The sequence below is a fragment of the Amycolatopsis melonis genome (genome assembly GCF_040064235.1).
Taxonomy (GTDB): domain Bacteria; phylum Actinomycetota; class Actinomycetes; order Mycobacteriales; family Pseudonocardiaceae; genus Amycolatopsis; species Amycolatopsis melonis.
Genome location: NZ_JBDZYD010000018.1, coordinates 2,501 through 22,962, shown reverse-complemented (window position 1 = coordinate 22,962; position 20,462 = coordinate 2,501). Strand labels below are relative to the sequence as shown.

At 71.7% G+C, this 20,462-nt stretch carries 20 protein-coding genes (1 of these 20 cut by a window edge); 18 read left to right on the top strand and 2 right to left on the bottom strand.

The window, feature by feature from the left end; genetic code table 11:
- Positions 1-67: 67 nt before the first annotated feature.
- The 5 genes from rplT (at position 68) to pheT (ending at position 5,904) form a co-directional block, all read left to right on the top strand.
- Positions 68-442 carry a 50S ribosomal protein L20 gene (gene rplT / locus ABJI51_RS38865; protein WP_257926580.1) on the top strand — a complete coding sequence of 125 codons (375 nt, stop codon included), beginning with the start codon at positions 68-70 and terminating at the stop codon, positions 440-442.
- Entirely contained in the window at positions 439-1,254 is an 816-nt protein-coding gene (locus tag ABJI51_RS38860) for a TrmH family RNA methyltransferase (protein ID WP_348956343.1), read from the top strand. The genes rplT and ABJI51_RS38860 overlap by 4 nt, the downstream gene beginning before the upstream one ends.
- Positions 1,255-1,308: 54 nt before the next feature.
- The gene (locus ABJI51_RS38855; RefSeq protein ID WP_348956159.1) at positions 1,309-2,142 is read left to right on the top strand and encodes a DUF6159 family protein; all 834 of its coding nucleotides are present in this window, start codon (positions 1,309-1,311) and stop codon (positions 2,140-2,142) included.
- A gap of 136 nt (positions 2,143-2,278) precedes the next feature.
- Positions 2,279-3,340 (top strand): phenylalanine--tRNA ligase subunit alpha, encoded by a 1,062-nt coding sequence (pheS, locus tag ABJI51_RS38850; RefSeq protein WP_348956158.1) that lies wholly within the window; start codon positions 2,279-2,281, stop codon positions 3,338-3,340.
- Positions 3,340-5,904: a phenylalanine--tRNA ligase subunit beta gene (pheT, locus tag ABJI51_RS38845; protein ID WP_348956157.1), complete on the top strand. Its 2,565-nt coding sequence runs from the start codon at positions 3,340-3,342 to the stop codon at positions 5,902-5,904. Before pheS ends, pheT begins: the two co-directional genes overlap by 1 nt.
- Before the next feature lie 409 nt (positions 5,905-6,313).
- Here the strand turns inward: pheT and ABJI51_RS38840 are convergent, their stop codons facing one another.
- Entirely contained in the window at positions 6,314-7,003 is a 690-nt protein-coding gene (locus ABJI51_RS38840) for a DNA alkylation repair protein (protein ID WP_348956156.1), read from the bottom strand.
- Positions 7,004-7,140: 137 nt separating this feature from the next.
- On the opposite strand from ABJI51_RS38840, the gene ABJI51_RS38835 reads away from it, so the two are divergent.
- The 3 genes from ABJI51_RS38835 (at position 7,141) to ABJI51_RS38825 (ending at position 10,187) form a co-directional block, all read left to right on the top strand.
- Positions 7,141-8,724 (top strand): alpha/beta hydrolase, encoded by a 1,584-nt coding sequence (locus ABJI51_RS38835; RefSeq protein ID WP_348956155.1) that lies wholly within the window; start codon positions 7,141-7,143, stop codon positions 8,722-8,724.
- Positions 8,725-8,924: 200 nt separating this feature from the next.
- Positions 8,925-9,422, top strand: coding sequence for a helix-turn-helix domain containing protein (locus tag ABJI51_RS38830; RefSeq protein ID WP_348956154.1), 498 nt, complete (start codon positions 8,925-8,927; stop codon positions 9,420-9,422).
- 75 nt (positions 9,423-9,497) lie between these two features.
- Complete coding sequence (locus ABJI51_RS38825; protein ID WP_348956153.1) at positions 9,498-10,187, top strand: hypothetical protein; 690 nt, start codon at positions 9,498-9,500, stop codon at positions 10,185-10,187.
- A gap of 45 nt (positions 10,188-10,232) precedes the next feature.
- On the opposite strand, the gene ABJI51_RS38820 is transcribed toward ABJI51_RS38825, so the two are convergent.
- Positions 10,233-11,189, bottom strand: coding sequence for a helix-turn-helix transcriptional regulator (locus ABJI51_RS38820; protein ID WP_348956152.1), 957 nt, complete (start codon positions 11,187-11,189; stop codon positions 10,233-10,235).
- 208 nt (positions 11,190-11,397) lie between these two features.
- Here ABJI51_RS38820 and argC point away from each other — a divergent pair, with 208 nt between their 5' ends.
- The 10 genes from argC to tyrS form a co-directional block, all read left to right on the top strand.
- Positions 11,398-12,426, top strand: a complete 1,029-nt coding sequence (gene argC, locus ABJI51_RS38815) for an N-acetyl-gamma-glutamyl-phosphate reductase (protein ID WP_348956151.1) — start codon at positions 11,398-11,400, stop codon at positions 12,424-12,426.
- Positions 12,423-13,583, top strand: a complete 1,161-nt coding sequence (gene argJ / locus ABJI51_RS38810) for a bifunctional glutamate N-acetyltransferase/amino-acid acetyltransferase ArgJ (RefSeq protein ID WP_348956150.1) — start codon at positions 12,423-12,425, stop codon at positions 13,581-13,583. Before argC ends, argJ begins: the two co-directional genes overlap by 4 nt.
- A complete protein-coding gene (argB, locus tag ABJI51_RS38805; RefSeq protein ID WP_348956149.1) occupies positions 13,580-14,497 on the top strand; it encodes an acetylglutamate kinase in 918 nt (305 codons plus the stop codon). The genes argJ and argB overlap by 4 nt, the downstream gene beginning before the upstream one ends.
- The gene (locus ABJI51_RS38800) at positions 14,494-15,696 is read left to right on the top strand and encodes an acetylornithine transaminase (protein WP_348956148.1); all 1,203 of its coding nucleotides are present in this window, start codon (positions 14,494-14,496) and stop codon (positions 15,694-15,696) included. Before argB ends, ABJI51_RS38800 begins: the two co-directional genes overlap by 4 nt.
- Positions 15,696-16,622 carry an ornithine carbamoyltransferase gene (argF, locus tag ABJI51_RS38795; RefSeq protein WP_348956147.1) on the top strand — a complete coding sequence of 309 codons (927 nt, stop codon included), beginning with the start codon at positions 15,696-15,698 and terminating at the stop codon, positions 16,620-16,622. The genes ABJI51_RS38800 and argF overlap by 1 nt, the downstream gene beginning before the upstream one ends.
- On the top strand, positions 16,619-17,131 hold the full coding sequence (locus ABJI51_RS38790; RefSeq protein ID WP_348956146.1) for an arginine repressor: 513 nt from the start codon (positions 16,619-16,621) through the stop codon (positions 17,129-17,131). Before argF ends, ABJI51_RS38790 begins: the two co-directional genes overlap by 4 nt.
- The gene (locus ABJI51_RS38785) at positions 17,128-17,643 is read left to right on the top strand and encodes an adenine nucleotide alpha hydrolase family protein (RefSeq protein WP_348956145.1); all 516 of its coding nucleotides are present in this window, start codon (positions 17,128-17,130) and stop codon (positions 17,641-17,643) included. The genes ABJI51_RS38790 and ABJI51_RS38785 overlap by 4 nt, the downstream gene beginning before the upstream one ends.
- The gene (argH, locus tag ABJI51_RS38780) at positions 17,640-19,055 is read left to right on the top strand and encodes an argininosuccinate lyase (RefSeq protein WP_348956144.1); all 1,416 of its coding nucleotides are present in this window, start codon (positions 17,640-17,642) and stop codon (positions 19,053-19,055) included. The genes ABJI51_RS38785 and argH overlap by 4 nt, the downstream gene beginning before the upstream one ends.
- Positions 19,056-19,116: 61 nt before the next feature.
- Positions 19,117-19,755, top strand: coding sequence for a DNA-3-methyladenine glycosylase (locus ABJI51_RS38775; RefSeq protein ID WP_348956143.1), 639 nt, complete (start codon positions 19,117-19,119; stop codon positions 19,753-19,755).
- Positions 19,756-19,787: 32 nt separating this feature from the next.
- Positions 19,788-20,462: the 5' portion of a tyrosine--tRNA ligase gene (gene tyrS / locus ABJI51_RS38770; RefSeq protein ID WP_348956142.1), read on the top strand. Its footprint extends 600 nt past the window's final position; only the first 675 of its 1,275 coding nucleotides appear in the window; it begins with the start codon at positions 19,788-19,790; the stop codon falls past the right edge of the window.

Here is a 20,462-nt window from a genome sequence, read left to right as displayed (position 1 = left end):
CCCGCAGAACTTGCTGTAATCACCCGGGGCGTTCCCCCTCGCCCCCCGAAATCGACAGGATGGACCCGTGGCACGCGTCAAGCGGGCGGTCAACGCCCAGAAGAAGCGTCGCGCAACTCTCGAACTGGCCAGCGGCTACCGCGGCCAGCGTTCGCGGCTGTACCGCAAGGCCAAGGAGCAGACGCTTCACTCGCTGAACTACGCCTACCGGGACCGCCGCGCCCGCAAGGGTGACTTCCGCCAGCTGTGGATCACCCGCATCAACGCGGCCGCCCGTGCCAACGGGGTGACCTACAACCGGTTCATCCAGGGCATCAAGGCCGCGGGTGTCGAGGTCGACCGCAAGATCCTCGCGGACCTGGCCGTCAACGACGCCGCCGCCTTCACCGCGCTGGCCGAGCTCGCCAAGGCCAACGTGAACACCGAAAAGAAGTCGGCCTGACCGGCAGCTTCCCGCGACCCGGGGCGGATCCGTTCACCGAGCGGACCCCCCGGGTCGTTGCTGCGCGCAAGCTGACGCGGCGCGCGGAACGGGACAAGACCGGCCGCTTCCTGGCCGAAGGCGCCAACGCCGTCGAGGCCGCGCTGGCCGGCGGCACGGTGCACGAGCTGTTCGTCACCGAACGCGCGGCGGCACAGCACGCGGACCTGGTGGACGCGGCCCGCGCGGCCGGCGTCACGGTCTCGCCGATCACCGACCGCGCCGCCGCCGGGCTGTCCGAGACCGTGACGCCCCAGGGCATCGTGGCCGTCTGCGCGCTGCTGGACCGTCCGCTCGACGAGGCCGTCACGCCCCGCGCCCGGCTCGTCGTGGTGCTGGTGGACGTCGCCGACCCCGGCAACGCGGGCACCGTGATCCGCGTCGCCGACGCCGCGGGCGCCGACGCGGTGGTCCTGGCGGGCGACACCGTCGACCCGCACAACGGCAAGTGCGTCCGCGCCGCCGCCGGCAGCCTGTTCCACCTGCCGATCGCGCGGGTGCGGGACGTCCCGGCCGCGCTGGCCGCGTGTTCGGCCGCGGGCCTGCGCACGTTCGCCGCCCACGGCTACGCCGACGCCGAACTCGATCGGGTGGATCTCGCCGCGCCGACCGCCTGGGTCTTCGGCAACGAGGCCCACGGCCTGCCGGCCGAGGTTCTCGACCGGACCGACCTCGCCGTCCGGATCCCCTTGTACGGCAAGGCCGAGAGCCTGAACCTCGCCACCGCCGCGGCCGTCTGCGTCTACACGAGCGCGCTGGCGGCACACCGCTGACCTGCGAGTAGGCTGCCCCCGGTATCCACTGTGGCCGATATTTGGGGGAGTTCCATGGGCAGGCTGGCTCGTTCGTTCGCGCTGTTCTCCGCTTCGTTCAAGGTGCTGCGCGCCCACAAGGGCCTGGCGTGGTTCCCGGTGCTCGCCGGGGTCGCCGGACTGCTGGTCGCCGCGGTCTTCCTGACCCCCGCGTTCTTCACCGTCCACCTCGATGCCGACGCCTTCCGGCCCACCGCGGGCACGTACGTGCTGCTCGCGGCGTTCTACCTCGTCTCGGCGTTCGTCACCATCTTCTTCAACGCCGCCCTGATCTCCCAGGCGGATGTCGCGCTGCGCGGCGACGGCGGCCTGCCGGGCGTCGGGGCAGGCATCACCGCGGCCGGCCGCCGCTGGCCCGCCCTGCTCGGCTGGGCAGGCGTGACCGCGACGGTCAGCGTGGTGCTGCGCACGATCGAAGAGCGGCTCGGCTTCCTCGGCAGCATCGTCAGCAGCCTGGTCGGCCTGGCCTGGCGGCTCACGACGTTCCTCGTGCTGCCGGTCGTCATGCTCGAAGGCGCCGGGGTGAAGGGCGGCGTCAAGCGGTCGGTCGAGCTGTTCCGCCGCACCTGGGGCGAGAACGTCACCGGCACCGCGGGCATCGGCCTGGTCGGCTTCCTGCTGACCTTCGCGGGTTACCTCGTGCTCCTCGGCGCCGGCTTCCTGCTCGGCGGCACGGCCACCGTGTTCGTCTGCGTCGGGCTGGCGATCGTCTGGACGCTGCTGATCGCGGTCTTCACCACGACGCTGACGGGCATCTACCAGACGGCGCTGTACCGCTACGCCGCCGACGGCGTGGTGCCCGGCGAGTTCGCGTCGGTCGACTTCTCCGGCGCGTTCCGCGCGCGCTGACCGGGCGTCCGCGCGGCCCCGAGGGCGAGCGGGGGCGCGCGGACCCGATCCCATAGACTTTTCCCGCCTTTGACCTCTCGCGCGCCGCGTGTCCGGCGGAGCGCGAACGACCAGTCCCAGCGGACACCGAGGAGTTATGTCCGGAGCCACGGAGAAGGAAGCCCAGGGCGCGGTACTCGCCCCCGAGACGCTGCAGGAGGCCGTCAAGGCTGCCGAAGCGGCGTTTGCCGCCGCGACCGGGCTCGAAGCGCTGGCCGAGGTCAAGCCCGCACACCTCGGCGACCACTCGCCGCTGCTGCTGGCCCGCCGCGAGATCGGCGCACTGCCCAAGCAGGAGAAGGCCGAGGCGGGCAAGCGCGTCAACGAGGCCCGCCAGGCCATCCAGTCGGCCTTCGACGCCCGCCGCGCCCAGCTCCAGGTGGAGCGCGACGAGCGGGTGCTGCGCGAAGAGGCCGTCGACGTCACCCTCCCGTGGGACCGCGTCCCGCGCGGTGCCCGGCACCCGATCAGCACCATCTCCGAACGCGTCGCGGACGCCTTCGTCGCGATGGGCTACGAGATCGCCGAGGGCCCGGAGCTGGAAGCGGAGTGGTTCAACTTCGACGCGCTGAACTTCGGCAAGGACCACCCGGCGCGCCAGCTGCAGGACACGTTCTACGTCGGCGAAGAGGACTCCGGCCTGGTGCTGCGCACGCACACCTCGCCGGTGCAGGCCCGCACGCTGCTGCACCGCGACCTGCCGGTGTACGTCGTCTGCCCGGGCCGGACGTACCGCACCGACGAGCTCGACTCGACCCACACGCCGGTGTTCACCCAGGTCGAGGGCCTCGCGGTGGACAAGGGCATCACCATGGCGCACCTGAAGGGCACGCTGGACGCCTTCGCCCGCGCGATGTTCGGCGAGCGCTCCAAGACGCGGCTGCGCCCGCACTTCTTCCCCTTCACCGAGCCGTCCGCCGAGGTGGACGTCTGGTTCGAGGAGAAGAAGGGCGGCCCCGGCTGGGTCGAGTGGGGTGGCTGCGGCATGGTCAACCCGAACGTGCTGCGCGCCTGCGGCGTCGACCCCGACGTGTACTCGGGCTTCGCCTTCGGCATGGGCATCGAGCGCACCCTGCAGTTCCGCAACGGGATCCCGGACATGCGCGACATGGTGGAAGGCGACGTCCGCTTCACCCTTCCCTTCGGAACGGAGGCGTAGTGCGAGTCCCCGTCAGCTGGCTGACCGAACACCTCGAAATCGGCGAGGAGGTCACCCCGCAGGACCTGGCCGACGCCTTCGTGCGGATCGGGATCGAGGTCGACGACCTCAGCGCGCTCGGCCCGGTGACCGGCCCGCTGGTCGTCGGCCGGGTGGCCGAGATCGAGGAGCTCACCGAGTTCAAGAAGCCGATCCGGTTCTGCCGCGTCGACGTCGGTGAAGAGGCCGAGGAAGAGCCTGTCGTCGAGGACGACGAAGAGGAAGACGACGACGAGGCGGGCGCCCTCGAGGACGAGGGCCCGCACGGCATCCGCACCCGCGGCATCGTCTGCGGCGCGCGCAACTTCGCCGAGGGCGACCTCGTCGTGGTCGCGCTGCCCGGCGCGGTCCTGCCCGGCGGCTTCACGATCGCGTCCCGCAAGACCTACGGCCGCGTCAGCGACGGCATGATCTGCTCGGCGCGCGAGCTGGGCCTCGGCGACGACCACACGGGCATCCTCGTGCTGCCGCCGGGCACCGCGAGCCCTGGCGACGACGCGCGGGAGCTGCTCGGCCTCGACGACACGGTGATCGAGCTGGCCCCGACCCCGGACCGCGGCTACGCGCTGTCCATCCGCGGTCTCGCGCGCGAGCTGTCGAACGCGCTGGACGTCCCGTTCGGCGACCCGGCGCTGCTGGAGGTCCCGGAAGCCGAGGGCGACGCCTGGCCGGTCCACGTCGAGGACCCGGAGGGCTGCCCGCGGTTCGTGCTGCGCCGGGTCACCGGCCTGGACGCGACCGCGCCGACCCCGTGGTGGATGCGGCGGCGGCTGATGCTGGCCGGAATCCGGTCGATCTCGCTGGCCGTCGACGTCACCAACTACGTGATGCTCGAGCTCGGGCACCCGCTGCACGCGTTCGCCACCAAGGCCATCCAGGGCGATCTGGTGGTGCGCCGGGCGAAGCCGGGCGAGAAGCTGACCACTTTGGACGATGTCGAGCGCACGCTCGACCCGGACGACATCGTCATCGCCGACGACAGCGGCGTCATCTCGCTGGCAGGCACGATGGGTGGCGCCAGCACGGAGATCACGCCGGAGAGCACCGACGTCCTGCTGGAGGCGGCGCACTGGAACCCGGCGGCGATCAGCCGCACGGCGCGGCGCCACAAGCTGTTCTCCGAGGCCGCCAAGCGGTTCGAGCGGTTCACCGACCCGCAGCTGTGCGCGGCCGCGGTCGAGCTGGCCGCCCGGCTGCTGCGCCAGTACGGCGACGCGGCGATCCAGCCGGGCCGCACGGACGAGGGCACGGTCGAGCCGAACCCGGCGGTCGTGATGCCGATCAACCTGCCGGACCGCGTGGCGGGCGTGAACTACCAGCGCGGCGTGACGGTCCGCCGGCTCACCCAGATCGGCTGCAAGGTGTCGGTCGGCACGGGCGACGACGGAACGGGCCTGGTGACGGCGATCCCGCCGAGCTGGCGCGGCGACCTCCGCCAGCCTGCCGACCTCGTCGAAGAGGTGCTGCGGCTGGAGGGCTACGACAGCATCCCGTCGACGCTGCCTGCGGCCCCGGCGGGCCGTGGCCTGACGGACAAGCAGCGCCGCAGCCGCAACGTGGCGAGGGCCCTGGCCGAGGCGGGCTACGTCGAGGTGCGGCCGTTCCCGTTCGTCGGCGACGCGGTCTGGGACGCTTTCGGCCTGCCGGAGGACGACGTCCGCCGCAACGCGGTCGTGGTCCGCAACCCGCTGGAGGCCGACCGCAACCGCATGGCGACGACGCTGTTGCCGGGCCTGCTGGACACGCTGCAGCGCAACGTGTCCCGCGGCATGAAGGATCTGTCGCTGTACCACATCGGCCAGGTGGTGCTCCCGGCCCCGAACCCGCTGAAGGTCCCGGACCTGGGCGTCGACCGCCGCCCGACGGACGAGGAGCTGGCCCTGCTGGAGGCGGCGGTGCCGCAGCAGCCGCTGCACGTGGCCGTGGTGCTGGCGGGCCATCGCCGCCGCCCCGGCTGGTGGGGCGAGGGCGAGCAGGCGAACTGGGCGGACGCGGTCCAGGCCGCCCGCACGGTCGCCGAGGCCGCGGGCGTCGAGCTGACGGTCCAGGCGGCGGACCTGCCGCCCTGGCACCCGGGCCGCTGCGCCCAGCTCCGGGTCGGCGACTGGCCGGTCGGGCACGCGGGCGAGCTGCACCCCAAGGTGGTCGAGGACCTCGGCCTGCCCCCGCGCACGGTGGCGATGGAGCTGGACCTGGACGCGATCCCGCTGCCGGATTCCCGCCCGGCCCCGAGCGTGTCGGGCTACCCCCCGGTACTGCTCGACGTGGCCCTGGTGGCGGCGGCGGAAGTACCGTCGGCAGACCTGGCCGCGGTACTGCGCGAGGGCGCGGGCGAGCTGCTCGAGGACATCACGCTGTTCGACGTGTACGCGGGCGAGCAGGTGGGCGAGGGCAAGCGATCGCTGGCATACAAGCTGAGGTTCCGCGCCCCGGACCGCACCCTGACGGTCGACGAGGCGACAAAGGCCCGCGACGCAGCAGTGGCGGCAGCAGGCGAGCGTTTCAACGCAACCCTGCGCGCCTGACGCACAAGGCGGAGTGAGGAGGGGCCGGGCCACCGGCCCCTCCACACCACCCCCACGCGCCCGCCCTCTACCCACGCGTGTCGTCCCTCCAATCACGCGTGTCGACCCTCCTCAACACCCCATCCATCCCTCCACCGACGCGCCCCACCTCTCCACCGACGCGCCCCGCCTCTCCGCCGAAGCGCCCCAGCCCTCCAGCCACGCGTGCCGTCCGTCCAGGTGCAGGTGTCGTCTCTCCAATCACGCGTGTCGACCCTCCAGCCACACGTGTCGTCCCTCCAGTCACGTGACCCGACCGTCCCGGCGGGTGTGTCGTCTCTCCAATCACGCGTGTCGACCCTCCAGTCACGCGGCCCGGCCGCCCAGCTCGCAAGCCATTCCTCCGGCCACGTCCGTCCGCACCCATCTCTCAGCCGATGTGCTTGAGCGCCTCCCTCCGGGACAACCCGGACAACCCGGGGTGCTCGTCCACAAAGGACCGCACCCAGTCCGGCGCCGTCTTCGCGTAGTCCCGCAACGCCCAGCCGATTCCCTTGCGCAGGAAGAACTCCGGCTCGGCGATCGCCGGCTCGATCGCCCGGGTGAGCAGGTCCGGGTCCGTGTCCGCCCCGGCGCCGACCTGGCAGATGATCGCCGTCCGGCGTCGCCAGAGGTCGGTGTCCGATGCCCACTTCAGCATCGTCGGCGTCATCCGGGCGCGGTGGGCTCGCAGGATCGGCCCGATCCGGCGGATCGCCAGCTCGTCCACGTGGTCCCACCACGCCCCGGTGACGATCATTTCCTCGTACACCGGAACCAGCTCCGGATCCTGCCACGGCCGATATGCCCGATATCCGGAAAGATCGATCGCCGCATAGCGCTCTTCGCGGAATTCCGCCGTCCGCCACAAGTGCCGGACGGTCGCCACATATGTCACCCGATCGGGCAGTATGTGGTCGGCCAGTACCCGCTTGAGCAGCGCGCTCCGCCGGGGTTTCGGCACGCCGCGGAAGGGCATGGCCGACTTCATGTACGCCTGCATCGCGGGTGCTTTCGCCGGATCGGCCAGCTCGGCCAGCCCGGCCCGGATCGCCTCGACCAGTGACTCGTCCACGCTCATCCGTGCACTCCGGCGGTCCAGGACCCAACGAAAGGCGGATGGCGGAAGCCGCGTCGGTGAGCGAGATTGTGCAGGGTTGCCGGTAGTTTCGCTGGAATCCGGCGAAACTCTGTCGAACGTAGACGAAAAGGACGAACGTGAAACGAATCGTTGCCGCCGTCGCCGCCGCGGGGCTCGCGGCCGGGCTGATGGCCGCCGCGCCCGCTGCCTCGGCGGATTCCGGGGTCCGGTTCGATCCCGCGCCGATCGCCTGGGGGCCGTGCGCTTCCAACAGCCTGAAGGCCGCCGGTGCCGAGTGCGGTTTCCTCGAAGTGCCGATGGACTACTCCGCCCCGGGCGGGGCGAAGGTCTCCGTCGCGGTGTCGCGGATCAAGCACAAGACCGCGAAGTCCCAGGGCATCATGCTGGTCAACCCCGGTGGCCCCGGTGGCTCCGGCCTCGGCCTCTCGGTGCTCGGCAAGTACGTGCCCAACCACGCGGGTGACAACTACGACTGGATCGGCTTCGACCCGCGGGGCGTCGGCTCCAGCAAGCCCGCCATCAGCTGCGACGGCAACTACTTCAGCTACAACCGGCCGGCGTACGTGCCGTCCACGCCGCAGCTGGAGAAGACCTGGCTCGACCGCACGAAGGCCTACGCCGAGGCGTGCCGCAAGAACGGCGCGATCCTCGACCACCTGAAGACGACCGACGTCGCGCAGGACATGGACAGCCTGCGCAAGGCGCTGGGCGAGAAGCAGATCAACTACTACGGCTTCTCCTACGGCACCTACCTCGGCCAGGTGTACAGCACGCTGTACCCGAAGAACGTCCGCCGGATGGTGCTGGACGGCAACGTCGACCCGCGGAAGGTCTGGTACCAGGCCAACCTCGACCAGGACGTCGCGTTCGACAAGAACATCAAGATCTACTTCGACTGGCTGGCCAAGTACGACGACGTCTACCACCTGGGCAAGACCGGGGACGCCGTCGAGAGGCTGTGGTACGACACGCAGCGCAAGCTGACCAGGAACCCCGCGGGCGGGATCATCGGCGGCGACGAGTGGACCGACATCTTCCTGCAGGCCGGCTACTACGTCTTCGGCTGGGTCGACATGGCCGAGGCCTTCGACGGCTACGTGCACAAGGGTGACTGGCAGACGCTGAAGAAGCTCTACGACGACTCCAACCCGCCCGGCAACGACAACGGGTTCGCCGTCTACCTCGGCGTGCAGTGCACCGACGTGCAGTGGCCGACCAACTGGAACAAGTGGCGCGTCGACAACTGGCTGACCTACTTCCGGGCCCCGTTCGAGACCTGGGGCAACGCCTGGTTCAACGCGCCGTGCGTGTACTGGCCGGCAAAGGCGGGCAAGCCGGTGAACATCGACGGCAGCAAGGTCGCCGGTGCGCTGCTCATCAGCGAGGAGCTCGACGCCGCCACGCCGTACGCCGGCAGCCTCGAGGTGCGGAAGCGGTTCCCGAACTCGAGCCTGATCAGCGCGCCGGGCGGCACCACGCACGCCGGTTCGCTGTCCGGGGTGTCCTGTGTGGACGACAAGGTCGCCGACTACCTGGCCACCGGCGCGCTGCCGAAGCGTCAGCCCGGCAACCACTCCGACGTCCAGTGCAGCCCGGTGCCGCCGCCGGTGCCTGACGGTGCCGCCGCGCAGAAGTCGGACGCCTCCGCGAAGGTGGCCCAGGAGAAGCAGAGCACGCTGGCCCAGCTGCTGCACTTCTGAGCGGAAGTTCCACCCGGTGCCCCGGTCCGGCTCGCCCGGACCGGGGCACCGTCTTGTCCGCAGGTGTCTCATCGTCGCCTCCTCGTGACCCGGTGTGGTCGGGAAGAACGTTAGAGGAGGGGTCCGACAATTTCGGAGCGAAGCGGACCGTGAGCAGCGCGTGGCCGAAAATTGTCGGGGGTGCGCGCTAGCTTCCTGGCATGTCGATCATCGAAGAGCGCCGGACCGAGATCCGGGCACAGGAGAACACCTACCAGATCGTGGTCGCGACCAGGACGGACGTCGACCGCGCCGAACCCACCCCCCGGGTGATGATCACCCTGGAAGCCGGCGGCCCCGGCGGCGAACCGGTCGCCGAGGGCAGTCTCGACCTGGACGTCGCCGTGGCGGCCACGGTGGCCGACCTCGTGGCGGACGGGCTGCTGTCGGCGACAGGCGCCGGCCGGGCGCCGCGGCGAAGATCCGCGGGCCGTCCTGCCCAGCAGGGCCGCCCGTGGAGTGAGGAGATGGACGCGGAGCTGGAGCACCGCTGGATCGCGGGAGAGAGCGTCGCGCAGATCGCGGAGTACTTCGAGCGCACTCCCGGCGGTATCCGCGCCCGGCTGCCCCGCGTGGGCTGCGACCCGGAGAACCCGGGTTGCTACCTCCCCGTGCCGCCCAGCAGGCGCACGGACCTGGACGGAGCCGAGCCGAGCTGACCGGTGCGGTGGGCCGGTCCACAGTGGACCGGCCCACCACGCCGTCCCATCCCGCACCGAACGAAAGTTGTGCCGATGAGTTTCGACCTTGCCGTGTGGTACGAACCCGCGATCGTGACCGCGGAGGAAGCGGCTCGCAAGTACGAGAGAATCCTGGAGCGCGAACCGGGGACGGTGGTGGCGGACCCGAGGGCGGCCGGGTTCCACCGCGAACTGATCGCGCGATATCCCAACCTGTCCGACCTGACCGTGGACGAGATCGAAGACAGTCCGTGGGCCATGGACCCGTCCGTCGCCGTCGACGCGGTCATCATGACGATGAGCTGGTCCATGGCCGAGGCGGCCCTGCCGTACATCCGGGAACTGGCCGAGCGCCATGAACTGGTCTGCTACGACCCGCAGTCCGGCGCGGTGTACTCCCCGCCGAGCCTGCGTGGCGACTCGATGGTGGTGCTGTCGTCCGCCGAGGGATCGCGCGTCGAGAATCCCGACGCGGCGCAGATCGAGGCGGTGCTGGAGCGGCTGTCGCCGAAGAACTGGTTCGCCATCCTCGACCGGGACGACCACTACGTCCAGGTCGGCTTCGGCGAGCGCGCGGCGACCCGGTCCGGCTGGTTCGCGCTGGAACACCGCGAAGGACTGCCCGACCGGCATTTCCGCGTCGAGATCCCCGACCGGGCGCGGGTCGTCCGCGCGTTCAACGGCTTCGCCGCGGGCGACGGCACCTGGCAGCAGGGGTTCGACTGGCACCGGATGAAGTTCTGACCACCGAGCACGTTCAGGAAGGAGAAGGAAGTGCTGCGTTCCGGTTCAACCCCGGGCCGCCGCGGCCGCTCGGTCGGCGAGCGTCTTCAGGTGCGCCACCAGTTCCGGCGGCTCCTCGACGGTGAACGCGCATCCCATGCCGAGCAGCCGGAACGCGAGCCAGTCCAGGGTGTCCGCGTGACTGCGCCACCGGCACCGGCCGTCGCCGAGGTCGGTCAGCTCGCCGGCCACCGCGCCGAGCCGGGCCGCGATCTGCGCCGCCGGTTCGGCCAGGACGGCGACGGCCCGGTAGGTCGGCGCGAGGTCGTAGAGGCGGTCGAGCACGTAAGCGGCCAGGTCCTCGGCCGGCGGCCGGCGGGGAACCACCCGGCCGCCGGTCGCCTGGGCGTCGTGCACGCGGTCGGCGCGGAAGATCCGCCAGTCCGCACGATCGAGGTCGTAGGCGACGAGGTACCAGCGGCGGCCCGCGGCGACCAGCCGGAGCGGCTCGGCCCGGCGCCGGGTCTCGGCCCCGTCGTTCGCGCGGTAGCGGAAGCGGACTGTCTCGCGGTTGGCGATCGCGCCGGCGAACACCGTCAGCTGGGCGGGGTCGACGACGGGGCCGGTCGCGGGCACGGCGACGGTCGCCGTGCCGATGGTGCCCACCCGGCGGCGCAGCCGCGCGGGCAGCACCTGCTCCAGCTTGGCCAGCGCACGTACCGACGCTTCCTCGATCCCGGAGATCGACTGCCCCGTGGCCGTCCGCAGCCCCACGGCGATCGCGACGGCTTCTTCGTCGTCGAGCACGAGCGGCGGCATCGCGGTGCCGGCAACCAGCCGGTATCCGCCCGCGGAACCGCGGCTGGCCTCGACCGGATAGCCGAGCTCGCGCAGCCGGTCGATGTCACGCCGGATGGTGCGCGGGCTGACGCCGAGCCGGTCGGCCAGTTCGCTGCCCGGCCACTCCCGCGGTGTCTGGAGCAGCGAGAGCAGGCCGAGCAGCCGGGCCGGGGTGTCCGTCATCCGCCCAGCATCCCAGGCCGTGCCCGGCTGCCGGGTCGCGTGGCCCTGGCCTGTGGCAGCCCTTCGCGCGGCCGGGCGTTCCGAGCCGGCGGGCGCGCTCACCGGGCGACCCGGCCCCGGCTGCGTACTCGGAGGGCACGAGGTGGCGGCGACCACTTCCCGGTCATCTCGTTTGTTTAGACTTGCAAGGGCGTGCATAATCATGCGTATGACGGTGAACATCGCGGTGGCCGGAGCCAGCGGGTACGCGGGTGGTGAGCTGCTGCGCCTGCTCCTGACCCATCCCGAGGTCGAGATCGGCGCGCTCACGGCCGCCAGCAGCGCGGGCACGAAGCTCGGCGTCCACCAGCCCCACCTCGTCCCGCTCGCCGACCGGGTCCTCGCCGAGACGACGCCGGAGACCCTCGCCGGCCACGACGTCGTGTTCCTCGCGCTGCCCCACGGGCACTCGGCGGAGATCGCGGCGCAGCTCGGCCCGGACGTCCTGGTCGTCGACCTCGGCGCCGACCACCGGCTGGCCGACGCGGCCGACTGGCAGCGCTGGTACGGCGGCGACCACGCCGGCCAGTGGCCGTACGGCCTGCCCGAGCTGCCCGGAGCGCGCGAGAAGCTCGCCGGCACCAAGCGCATCGCCGTGCCCGGCTGCTTCCCGACCGGCGGATCGCTGGCGCTGGCGCCCGCGTTCGCCGCCGGGCTGATCGAGCCCGACGTCACCATCGTCGCGGTCACCGGCACCTCCGGCGCAGGCAAGAGCCTCAAGCCGAACCTGCTCGGCTCCGAGGTCATGGGCTCGGCGAGCGCGTACGGCGTCGGCGGCGCACACCGCCACACCCCCGAGTTCGTGCAGAACCTCTCGGCCGTCGCGGGGGAGAAGGTCACGGTGTCCTTCACCCCGGTGCTCGCGCCGATGCCCCGCGGCATCCTGACCACGGCGAGTGCCCCGCTGAAGGGTGACGTCGACGAGGCCGCCGTCCGCGCCGCCTACGAGAAGACCTACGACGCGGAGCCGTTCGTCCAGCTGCTGCCCGCGGGTGCCTGGCCGGCGACCGCGTCCACCCTCGGCTCCAACAACACCCAGCTGCAGGTCGCGGTGGACACCGGCGCGCGGCGCCTGGTCGTCGTCGCCGCGATCGACAACCTGACCAAGGGCACCGCGGGTGGTGCCGTCCAGTCGATGAACCTGGCACTCGGCCTCCCGGAAACCACCGGGCTTCCCACCGTAGGAGTGGCACCGTGACCGTCACCGGCCCCCAGGGCTTCCGCGCCGCCGGCGTCGCCGCCGGCATCAAGGCGTCCGGCGCGCTCGACCTGACGCTCGTCGTCAACGACGGCCCGCTCGACGTCGCGGCGGGCGTGTTCACCCGCAACGTCATCAAGGCCGCGCCGGTGCTGTGGTCGCAGGAGGTGCTCAAGCAGCAGCGGCTGAAGGCGGTGGTCCTCAACTCGGGCGGCGCCAACGCGGCGACCGGACCCGGCGGCTTCCAGGACACCCACGCCACCGCCGAAAAGGTCGCCGAGGTACTGCAGGTGGGCGCGATCGAGGTCGCCGTCTGCTCCACCGGCCTGATCGGCGAGCGGCTGCCGATGCCCGCGGTCCTGTCCGGAGTGGACGCCGCCTTCAAGGCGCTGGAAGCCAGTCCCGAGGCGAGCCTGAACGCCGCCAAGGGCGTGATGACCACCGACACCAAGCCGAAGCAGGCCTTCGCCGAGCACGACAACGGCTGGAGCGTCGGCGGCTTCGCCAAGGGCGCCGGCATGCTGGCGCCCAACCTCGCCACCATGCTCTCGGTGCTGACCACCGACGCGGTCGTGGACAAGGAAACCCTCGACCGCGCCCTGCGCGCGGCCACGCACGTGACCTTCGACCGGCTCGACGTCGACGGCGGCACGTCCACCAACGACACCGTCCTGGTCCTGGCCTCCGGCGCGAGCGGCGTCGAGCCGACCGAGGCCGAGCTGACCGAGCTGCTCACCGCGGTGAGCCACGACCTGGTGCTCCAGCTGCGCGCGGACTCCGAGGGCGCCACCAAGGACGTCGACGTCACGGTGCGGGGCGCGGAGTCCGAAGCCGACGCGATCGCGGTCGCCCGCACGATCGCCGAGGACAACCTGGTCAAGACGGCGCTGTTCGGCTCCGACCCGAACTGGGGCCGGATCGCCATGGCGCTGGGCCGGGTCCCGGCCCGCATCGACCCGGAGACGGTGTCGATCGCGATCAACGGCGTCACCCTGTTCGCGCAGGGCGTGCCCGCCGCCGACCGGTCCGAGGCCGACCTCACCGGGCGGGCCATCGAAATCGTCGTCGACCTCGGCGTCGGCACCAGCACGGCGACCATCTACACCACGGATCTTTCGCACGGTTACGTCGAAGAGAACAGCGCGTACTCCTCATGAACCAGGAGGCTCTGATTTCCGCGGACGAGAGGCTGGCGACGGCGGCCGAGAAGGCCGGTGTGCTCATCGAGGCGCTGCCCTGGCTGCAGCGCTTCCACGGCGCCACCGTGGTGGTGAAGTACGGCGGCAACGCCATGATCGACGACGAGCTGAAGGCGGCCTTCGCCGAGGACATGGTGTTCCTGCGGCTGGCAGGCCTGCGCCCGGTCGTCGTGCACGGCGGCGGCCCGCAGATCACCGCGATGCTCAACCGCCTCGGCGTCGAAGGCGAGTTCAAGGGCGGCCTGCGGGTCACCACGCCGGAAACGATGGACATCGTCCGGATGGTGCTCACCGGCCAGGTCAGCCGCGAGCTCGTCGGGCTGATCAACGCACACGGGCCGTACGCGGTCGGCATCTCCGGCGAGGACGCCCGGCTGTTCACCGCCGAGCGCAAACAGGCCACTGTGGACGGTGAGCAGGTCGACATCGGGCTCGTCGGCGAGGTCGCCGAGGTCAACCCGGACGCGGTGCTCGACATCGTCAACGCCGGGCGCATCCCGGTGGTGTCCACGGTCGCCCCGGACATCGACGGCGTGGTGCACAACGTCAACGCCGACACCGCCGCGGGCGCGCTCGCGGCCGCGCTGGGCGCGGAGAAGCTCGTCGTGCTCACCGACGTCGAAGGCCTGTACGCGAACTGGCCCGACCGGTCGTCGCTGATCGACCGCATCCGCGTCGACCGGCTCGAGACCATGCTGCCGGACCTGGCCAGCGGCATGATCCCGAAGATGGAGGCGTGCGTGCGCGCCATCCGCGGCGGCGTGCGCCGGGCGCACGTGATCGACGGCCGCCTCGCCCACTCGGTGCTGCTCGAGGTCTTCACCTCGCGGGGCATCGGCACCATGGTCTTCCCCGAAACGGAGCTCCCGTGACCGACCTCAAGTCCAATGTGGACGGCCAGCAGCACTGGCAGTCCGCCCTGATGGACAACTACGGCACGCCGAAGCTGACGCTCGTGCGTGGCGAAGGCGCGAAGGTGTGGGACGCCGACGGCCAGGAGTACGTCGACCTGGTCGGCGGCATCGCCGTCAACGCGCTCGGCCACGCCCACCCGGCGGTCGTCGAAGCCGTCACCACGCAGATCAGGCAGCTCGGCCACACCTCGAACCTGTACGTCAACCCGGTCGCCGTCGAGCTGGCCGAGGCCCTGCTCGACGTCGCGGGCCTCACCGGCCACGGCAAGGTGCTGTTCGTCAACTCCGGCGCCGAGGCCAACGAAGCCGCGCTGAAGATCAGCAGGCTGACCGGGCGCACCAAGGTCGTCGCGGCCGAAGGCGCGTTCCACGGCCGGACGATGGGCGCGCTGACGCTCACCGGCCAGCCCGCCAAGCGCGACGCCTTCAAGCCGCTGGTACCCGGGGTCGAACACGTCCCGTTCGGGGACGTCGCGGCGCTCAGGGCGGCCGTCGACACCGACACCGCGGCCGTCTTCCTGGAGCCGGTGCTCGGCGAGGCGGGCGTGATCCCGGCGCCGGACGGCTACCTGCAGGCCGCCCGCGAGATCACCAAGGCCACCGGCACGCTGCTGGTGCTCGACGAGGTGCAGACCGGTCTCGGCAGGCTCGGCACCTGGTTCGGCTACCAGCAGACCGGCATCGTCCCGGACGTGATCACCCTGGCCAAGGGCCTCGGCGGCGGGCTGCCGCTGGGCGCGGTGATCGGCGTCGGCGCGGCGGGCGAGCTGCTCAAGCCGGGCCAGCACGGCACCACCTTCGGCGGCAACCCGGTGTGCTGCGCGGCCGGCCTTGCCGTGCTGAAGACCATCGCCGCGGACGGTCTCCTCGACCACGTTTCCGCGCTGGGCAAGGACATCGCGGCCGGGATCGAGGCGCTGGGCCACCCGCTCGTCGCCGGCGTGCGCGGCAGCGGGCTGCTGCTCGGCATCGCCCTCAGGCAGCCGGTTTCGGCGGCGGTCGCCAAGGCCGCCCAGGACGCCGGCTACCTCGTCAACCCCGTCGCGCCGGACGCCGTCCGGCTCGCGCCCCCGCTCGTGCTCGACGGCGACCAGGCCGAGGGCTTCCTCGCCGCCCTCCCGGACGCGCTCGACTCCACCACGAAGGACTCCGACTGATGCTGCGCCACTTCCTCCGCGACGACGACGTCAGCCCCGCCGAGCAGGCGGCGATCCTCGACATCGCCGACCGGCTGAAGGCCGACCCGCTGGGCAACAAGATCCTCGCGGGCAAGTCCATCACGGCGATCTTCGAGAAGAACTCGACCCGCACCCGCTTCTCGTTCGAGGTCGGCATCAGCCAGCTCGGCGGGCACCCGGTGATCGTCGACGGCCGGTCGATGCAGCTCGGCCGTGAGGAGACCATCGAGGACACTTCGCGCGTGCTGTCGCGGTACGTCGACGGGATCGTGTGGCGCACCTTCGCGCAGAAGCGCATCGAGGCGATGGCCTCGGCCGCGTCGATCCCGGTGGTCAACGCCCTCACCGACGAGTTCCACCCGTGCCAGGTGCTCACCGACCTGATGACGATCCGCGAGCGCAAGGGCAAGCTCGCCGGGCTGACGCTGGTCTACCTCGGCGACGGCGCCAACAACATGGCGCACTCGCTGCTGCTCGGCGGTGTCACCGCCGGGATGCACGTCCGGGTCGTCTCGCCGGTCGGCTTCCAGCCGGACCAGGGCGTCATGCTGGACGCGAAGAAGCGCGCGAGCGAGACCGGCGGCAGCGTCGCCGTCCACACCGACCCGTATGCGGCCGTCGATGGCGCGGACGTGCTCGTCACCGACACGTGGACCTCGATGGGGCAGGAGAACGACGGTCTCGACCGGGTCGGCCCGTTCCGCCCCCTGCAAATCAACACCGAGCTGCTGAAGAAGGCGGCCGACGACGCGATCGTGCTGCACTGCCTGCCCGCCCACCGCGGCTGGGAGATCACCGACGAGGTGCTCGACGGCCCGGCCAGCGCGGTCTGGGACGAAGCGGAGAACCGCCTGCACGCCCAGAAAGCCCTGCTGGTCTGGCTGTTCGAGGAGAGCCGACGATGACCGGCAGCAGGGTGGGCAGGCAGGCCCGGATCACCGAACTGGTGTCCACCATGACCATCCGCAGCCAGACCGAGCTGGCCAAGCTGCTGGCCGCCGAGGGCATCGAGGTCACCCAGGCGACGCTGTCGCGCGACCTCGACGAGCTGGGCGCGGTCAAGCTGCGCGGTCCGGACTCGGGCGCGCCGGTCTACGTCATCCCCGAGGACGGCAGCCCGGTCCGCGGCGTGCAGGGCGGCACGTCCCGGCTCTCGCGGCTGCTGGCGGAGCTGATGGTCTCGGCCGATTCGTCCGGCAACCTGATGGTGCTGCGGACGCCGCCCGGTGCCGCGCAGTTCCTGGCCAGCGCGATCGACCGGGCGGCACTGGAAGAGGTCGTCGGCTCGATCGCGGGGGACGACACGGTCGCGGTGATCGCGCGCGAGCCGCTGACCGGCAAGCAGCTGGCCGAGCGCTTCGCCGCGCTGGCGCAGCGATCGGCGAACGAACCAGGAGACGAAGGACCACCATGACCGCACTGACCGGGTTCGCCAGGGAAGGTGCCGAGGACTTCGGCCACCTTCCGGTGGACGGCGGCCCGGTTCCCGGCACCGCGACCAGCGTCGAAACCACCCTGTGGGGGACCGCCGCGGAGCCCGCCGACCGCCGGTTCTTCCCGGCCGAGGGCGAGTTCCTCGCGCCGGACGAGGTCGTCGTCACCTTCGACCGCGGGGTGCCGGTGGCGATCGACGGCGAAACCGTCTCGGTCGCCGAAGCACGCGGGATGCTGAGCGCCCGCGGCGAGGCACAGGGCATCGGCCGGGATGACCCGGTCGTGGCGCCGGGCGCGCTTGCGCTGGTCACGGCCTACCGTGCGCTCGAGCGGGTCACGCCCGAGCGCCCCGGGCGGCAGGCCGGCCGCGGATGCGCCAGTCTGGTCGGCGCTGTGACCGGCGAAGTCCGCCTGGTCCTGTACGACGGCCGGGTGACGGTCGCCGGGCTGCGGCCAACCAACGAACACACCGAGGAGAAGCGAGAACAGTGAGCGGGAACGAGCAGCCGGTGCAGCTGTGGGGCGGCCGGTTCGCCAGCGGTCCGGCGGAGGCCATGGCCGCGCTGAGCGCGTCGACGCACTTCGACTGGCGCCTGGCGCCCTACGACATCGCCGGTTCCCGGGCGCACGCCCGCGTGCTGCACAAGGCGGGCCTGCTCACCGACGACGAGCTGACCGGCATGCTGGCCGCGCTCGACACGCTGGCCCAGGACGTCGCGTCGGGCGCGTTCACCCCGACGATCGCCGACGAGGACGTGCACACGGCCCTCGAACGCGGCCTGCTCGAGCGGGCGGGCACCGAGCTCGGCGGCAAGCTGCGGGCCGGCCGGTCGCGCAACGACCAGGTGGCGACGCTGTTCCGCATGTGGCTGCGCGACGCCGCCCGCCGGGTCGTCGCCGGCACGCTCGACGTCGTCGACGCCCTGGTGGCGCAGGCCAAGCGGCACCCGGACGCCATCCTGCCGGGGCGCACGCACCTGCAGCACGCCCAGCCCGTGCTCCTCGCGCACCACCTCATGGCCCACGGCCAGGCGCTCCTGCGTGACGTCTCGCGGCTGCAGGACTGGGACGCACGCACGGCCGAGTCCCCGTACGGCTCCGGCGCGCTCGCCGGCTCGTCGCTGGGGCTCGACCCCGAAGCCGTCGCCGAAGAGCTGGGCTTCGCGACCAGCGTCGAGAACTCCATCGACGGCACCGCTTCGCGTGACTTCGTCGCCGAGTTCGCCTTCGCCGTCGCGATGCTCGCGGTGAACCTGTCCCGGATCGCCGAAGAGGTGATCATCTGGAACACCGCTGAGTTCGGCTACGTGACCCTCGACGACGCGTGGGCCACCGGCAGCTCGATCATGCCGCAGAAGAAGAACCCGGACGTCGCCGAGCTGACCCGCGGCAAGGCGGGACGGCTGATCGGCAACCTCACCGGGCTGCTGGCGACGCTGAAGGCGCAGCCGCTGGCCTACAACCGTGACCTGCAGGAGGACAAGGAGCCGGTGTTCGACTCGGTCGAGCAGCTCGAGCTCCTGTTCCCGGCGATTGCCGGCATGCTCGCCACCCTCACCTTCCACACCGACCGGCTCGCCGAGCTGGCTCCGGCCGGGTTCACGCTGGCCACGGACATCGCCGAGTGGCTGGTCCGCCAAGGCGTGCCGTTCCGGGTCGCGCACGAAGCGGCGGGGGAGAGCGTCCGCGTCGCCGAGGCGCGCGGCGTCGGCCTGGACGAACTGACCGACGAGGAGTTCGAGAAGATCAACCCGGCGCTCACTCCCGAGGTGCGTGCGGTGCTCACCGTCGAAGGCTCGGTGAAGTCGCGCAACGCCCGCGGCGGCACGGCGCCGGAACGCGTGGCGGAGCAGCGGGCGAGGCTGGAAGAGCGGGTCACCGCGGCCCGCCAGTGGCTGAACTGAGCCCGGCGGAGGCCGGTCGTTAGGCTGGCCTCCGCAGCACAGCCTTCAGGGAGGAGCCCGCTTGAGCGGCGACGCAGGCCGGTTGTTCACCCGCGCCGAACTGGCGCTCGACCCGGTCGACCTGGCCCAGCTGCTGCTCGGCTCGGTCCTGGAGGCCACCGGCCCCGACGGCACCGTCGCCGTCCGCCTGGTCGAGGTCGAGGCCTACCGCGGCGAGGACGATCCGGCGTCGCACTGCTATCGCGGCCGTACTCCGCGCAACGCCGTCATGTGGGGGCCGGCGGGTCACCTGTACGTGTACTTCGTCTACGGGATGCACTTCTGCGCCAACATCGTCGGGTCCCACGACGGCGTGGCCGGGGCGGTCCTGCTGCGGGCCGGCGAGGTCGTCTCCGGCCTCGATGTCGTCCGCAGGCGCCGCCCGGCCGCGCGGGGCACCGGCGAGCTGGCGAAGGGCCCGGCCATCCTCACGTCCGTGCTGCGCATCGACCGGGAGCAGAACGGCGTCGACCTGACCGACCCGGCGTCCCCGGTCCGGCTGCACGTGGGCGAACGCGTCGACCCCGAGCGGATCCGCACCGGTCCGCGGGTCGGCGTCGCGATGGCGATGGACACGCCGTGGCGGTTCTGGATCGACGGCTCGCCCGCGGTGTCCACCTACCGCCGCGGCGGGAAGCGCCGGGTCCGACCCGCCAGTTAGTCGGTTGACCTGGTGCGGGAGGATCTACAGGCGTGAGCGAACACATCCTCGACGAGCTGTCCTGGCGCGGCCTGATCGCGCAGTCCACCGACATCGACGCCCTCCGGCGCGAGCTCGACCAGGGTCCCGTGACGCTCTATTGCGGCTTCGACCCGACCGCGCCCAGCCTGCACGCCGGCAACCTGGTCCCGCTGCTCATGCTCAAGCGCTTCCAGCGCGCGGGGCACCGGCCGATCGTGCTGGCCGGCGGCGCGACCGGGATGATCGGCGACCCGCGCGACACCGGGGAGCGCACGCTGAACACTCTCGACGTCGTCGCGGAGTGGGCCGGGCGCATCCGCGGCCAGCTCGAACGGTTCGTCGACTTCGACGACTCGCCGACCGGCGCGATCGTCGAGAACAACCTCAACTGGACCGGGCAGCAGACCTCGCTGGAGTTCCTGCGCGACGTCGGGAAGCACTTCTCGATCAACGTCATGCTCAACCGGGAGACGGTGAAGCGCCGCCTCGAAGGCGACGGCATGTCCTACACCGAGTTCAGCTACCTGCTCCTGCAGTCGCAGGACTACCAGCAGCTCTACCGGCAGTACGGCTGCAAGCTGCAGGTCGGCGGCTCCGACCAGTGGGGCAACCTCGTCGGCGGCGTCGACCTGATCCGCCGGACCGAGGGCGCCACCGTCCATGCGCTGACGGCGCCGCTGGTCACC

Coding starts and splice junctions, on each gene's coding strand:
- ABJI51_RS38830 (WP_348956154.1), top strand. CDS start 8,925: ATGTCGATCATCGAAGAGCGCCGGACCGAGATCCGGGCACAGGAGAAC.
- ABJI51_RS38785 (WP_348956145.1), top strand. CDS start 17,128: ATGACCGCACTGACCGGGTTCGCCAGGGAAGGTGCCGAGGACTTCGGC.
- ABJI51_RS38820 (WP_348956152.1), bottom strand. CDS start 11,189: ATGACGGACACCCCGGCCCGGCTGCTCGGCCTGCTCTCGCTGCTCCAG.
- ABJI51_RS38855 (WP_348956159.1), top strand. CDS start 1,309: ATGGGCAGGCTGGCTCGTTCGTTCGCGCTGTTCTCCGCTTCGTTCAAG.
- ABJI51_RS38825 (WP_348956153.1), top strand. CDS start 9,498: ATGAGTTTCGACCTTGCCGTGTGGTACGAACCCGCGATCGTGACCGCG.
- pheS (WP_348956158.1), top strand. CDS start 2,279: ATGTCCGGAGCCACGGAGAAGGAAGCCCAGGGCGCGGTACTCGCCCCC.
- argF (WP_348956147.1), top strand. CDS start 15,696: ATGCTGCGCCACTTCCTCCGCGACGACGACGTCAGCCCCGCCGAGCAG.
- ABJI51_RS38790 (WP_348956146.1), top strand. CDS start 16,619: ATGACCGGCAGCAGGGTGGGCAGGCAGGCCCGGATCACCGAACTGGTG.
- argB (WP_348956149.1), top strand. CDS start 13,580: ATGAACCAGGAGGCTCTGATTTCCGCGGACGAGAGGCTGGCGACGGCG.
- ABJI51_RS38840 (WP_348956156.1), bottom strand. CDS start 7,003: ATGAGCGTGGACGAGTCACTGGTCGAGGCGATCCGGGCCGGGCTGGCC.
- argC (WP_348956151.1), top strand. CDS start 11,398: ATGACGGTGAACATCGCGGTGGCCGGAGCCAGCGGGTACGCGGGTGGT.